Origin of the sequence: Bradyrhizobium sp. S69 (assembly GCF_009766005.1) — a bacterium.
GTDB lineage: Bacteria > Pseudomonadota > Alphaproteobacteria > Rhizobiales > Xanthobacteraceae > Bradyrhizobium.
Map to the genome: position 1 here is coordinate 78571 of NZ_LMUK01000041.1, position 2471 is coordinate 81041.

The 2471-nt window shown below is 64.2% G+C and carries 3 protein-coding genes; all 3 read right to left on the bottom strand.

Annotated elements, in window-relative coordinates; genetic code table 11:
* Positions 1-491, bottom strand: a 491-nt coding sequence (locus tag GSQ88_RS35725; protein WP_246784852.1) for a DNA glycosylase AlkZ-like family protein, incomplete at its 3' end; no start/stop codon positions are given.
* A 106-nt stretch (positions 492-597) separates the two neighbouring features.
* Positions 598-1014: a hypothetical protein gene (locus GSQ88_RS36095; protein ID WP_349628225.1), complete on the bottom strand. Its 417-nt coding sequence runs from the start codon at positions 1012-1014 to the stop codon at positions 598-600.
* Between the two features lie 55 nt (positions 1015-1069).
* The gene (locus GSQ88_RS17755; protein WP_174248046.1) at positions 1070-2461 is read right to left on the bottom strand and encodes a caspase family protein; all 1392 of its coding nucleotides are present in this window, start codon (positions 2459-2461) and stop codon (positions 1070-1072) included.
* Positions 2462-2471: the final 10 nt, after the last annotated feature.

Below are 2471 nucleotides of genomic sequence, written 5' to 3' on the forward strand. Positions count from 1 at the left end.
GACGGCTTGCGGCTGGCCCACAGATGCTCCTTTTCGGTCAGCACATCGTCGTCGATGTCGCGGATGGTCAGCGCGCCGTCGCGCCGCACCAGCCGAAGCACCTTGCGCGTGTCGGCGGGCGTCACCGAACCGAACCATCGGTGTCCCTCGCGCTTGTGCAGCTTCATCGCCGGCATGAAGAAGCGCAAGTCCTTGGCCGGCACGTAGGACAGCGCATGGGTCCAGTATTCGAACACGCTCTTGTCGATGCTCTGGGCCTGACGCAGATCCGCGCGCCGGTAGGCGGGGATCCGGCTCCACAGGATATGGTGATGCGAGCGTTCGATGACATTGATGGTGTCGATCTGGACATAGCCCAGATGTTCCACCGCGGCCGCTGTCGCCTGCGGCCCCTCGCCGAACGGCACTTGGCTGTCGAGCCGCTGGGCACGCAGCCAGATGCGCCTGGCCTCGGCTTTGGTCAGGGGATGAATGTTGGCGGTCCGGGACATAACGGCGGCATTTAATCGGATTCGCAGACCCACGGGGAGCGAAATATCATCGACGACTCGGACCGCCCCGCGCGCAGCAGCCATTCCGGATTGCTCGATGACGGCGCTAGTGTTTCGGCCGCTCGCCGATGCTCCCCGTCGCGATCTCCGGATCGCACAACGCCTTGCCGTGCTCGGAGGCCTGGCATTTGTAGACGCTGCCGGTCAGCCGATCGATCAGCCATACGCTGTCCTCGGAAGGGCTGTCCATTCCGGCGAACCGAGTGCCGACCGTGGTAATCAGCGCCGCCAGTAAAATCGCGGTCGCGATCAGGGCAGCAGCGATCAAAACCGGCATCCAGCTGCCCGCGCCATCCGGCGCCGCCGGGCGATACCCCTGATAGTCAAACGGTCTTTTCGGGGTTTGGAACGCAGCCAACTTGCCTCGCTTTTCTTTCTTGTTGAGCCATGCTGTTACGTAGCCATCTGGTCGATTTATTGGCCGCAGATCGGCGCTGCCGCGACCGCTTTGCGACCGCGCCAACAAACAGGCGGCCCGAGGGCCGCCTGTTGTCGCGATATTCGATTTTGCGCAGCGTTCAGCGGAACAATCCGCCCATCACGTGGCCGAAAAAGCCACCCGGTCCGCCGCCGCCGCGATGATAGCGACGGCCGCCGCCACCGCCGGAGTGGCGGGAATGACGCGACGGCTCGTCGTCGGAAGAGTCGTCATCGGCCGAGGCAACCTTGGTCGAGGCGATCTCCGACACCAGCGCCTTGTGCTCCAGCGTGTTGAGGAAGCCGGTCTGCGGATAGCCACGGGCGGCCTGCCAGCGGGAGATCACGGTGCGGGTCGCTTCGTCGAACTTGCCGCTGGCCTTGACGTCGAAGCCGAGGCCGGTGAGGCGGCGCTGCACGTCGCGGCGCTGGCTGCGGTCGAGGCCGATCTGGTCTTCGCTGGTCTGGTCGGCCGCGGCGGTGAAGGTCGCCGGATCGATGCCGGTGGTCAGGTTGCGGGTCGTGGTCGACGGGCCGTTTTGCAGTTCGGCAATGCGGGCCAGTGCCAGCGGCTTGAAGGTGCCGTTCGGATAGTTGGTCAGATAGGCGTTGAGTTCTTCCGGCTTGTTGGATTCCTTGATCGAGCGCCAGAACTCGAGTTCGACTTCCGAGGCAGCGCCGGCGGTGACGGCCGGGGTATTCGGCGCATCGGCGCCGGCGACCGGCGCCGGATTGAGGTACACCGAGCCGATCAGATTGGTGTGGCCCCATGGCAGCTGGTTCTTGCTGGTCTCTTCGTTGACCTGGGCGCGGACCTTGGTCATCGCCTGCTGGATTTCGACGCCGGGCGCGGTGATGTTGGCCATCAGCGCGCGGGTGAACGGGCTGTTGGTGCCTTCCTGCCCGTCGAGCGCGGTCTGCCCGGGGCCGGTGGCGAAGGCGATCAGGGTGCCCTCGCCCGATTTCATCTCGGCGAGACCCGATTGCACCGAGAGGCTGCGGGTCGCGTTGTTCGACTTGATTTTGGAGGCGAACGGATTGTCGCGGCAGGCATCGAGGAACACCAGCTTGACCTTGGCGTCGGCCATGGTCTGCTCGAGCGTGAGGTCGATGTTGATGGCGCTGCCGAGCTTGACGTCCATTTCGGATTTGATGTCGGCGTCCACCGGCAGCAAATAGTTGGTTCCGTTGATGGCGATGCCGTGCCCGGCATAGAAGAACAGCGCGACATCGGCGCCCTCGGCCTTCTTGCCGAATTCGAGCAACCGCTCCGTCATCTTGTCGCGGGTGAGGTTGGTGCCTTCGACGACGTCGAAGCCGACATTGCGCAGCACCGTGGCCATCGATTTGGCGTCGATCGCCGGGTTGGGCAATGCCGCCACGTTTTTGTAGGCGCCATTGCCGACCACGAAGGCGACACGCTTGTCGGCCTTGGCGACGGTGGCGCTGACCAGAAGTCCTGCGATCGACAGTGCTGCAATCAAGAAGCGCATGATCATTCTC

Excerpts from the sequence above, each read along its gene's own strand:
- GSQ88_RS17755 (WP_174248046.1), bottom strand. The coding sequence starts at position 2,461 with ATGCGCTTCTTGATTGCAGCACTGTCGATCGCAGGACTTCTGGTCAGC.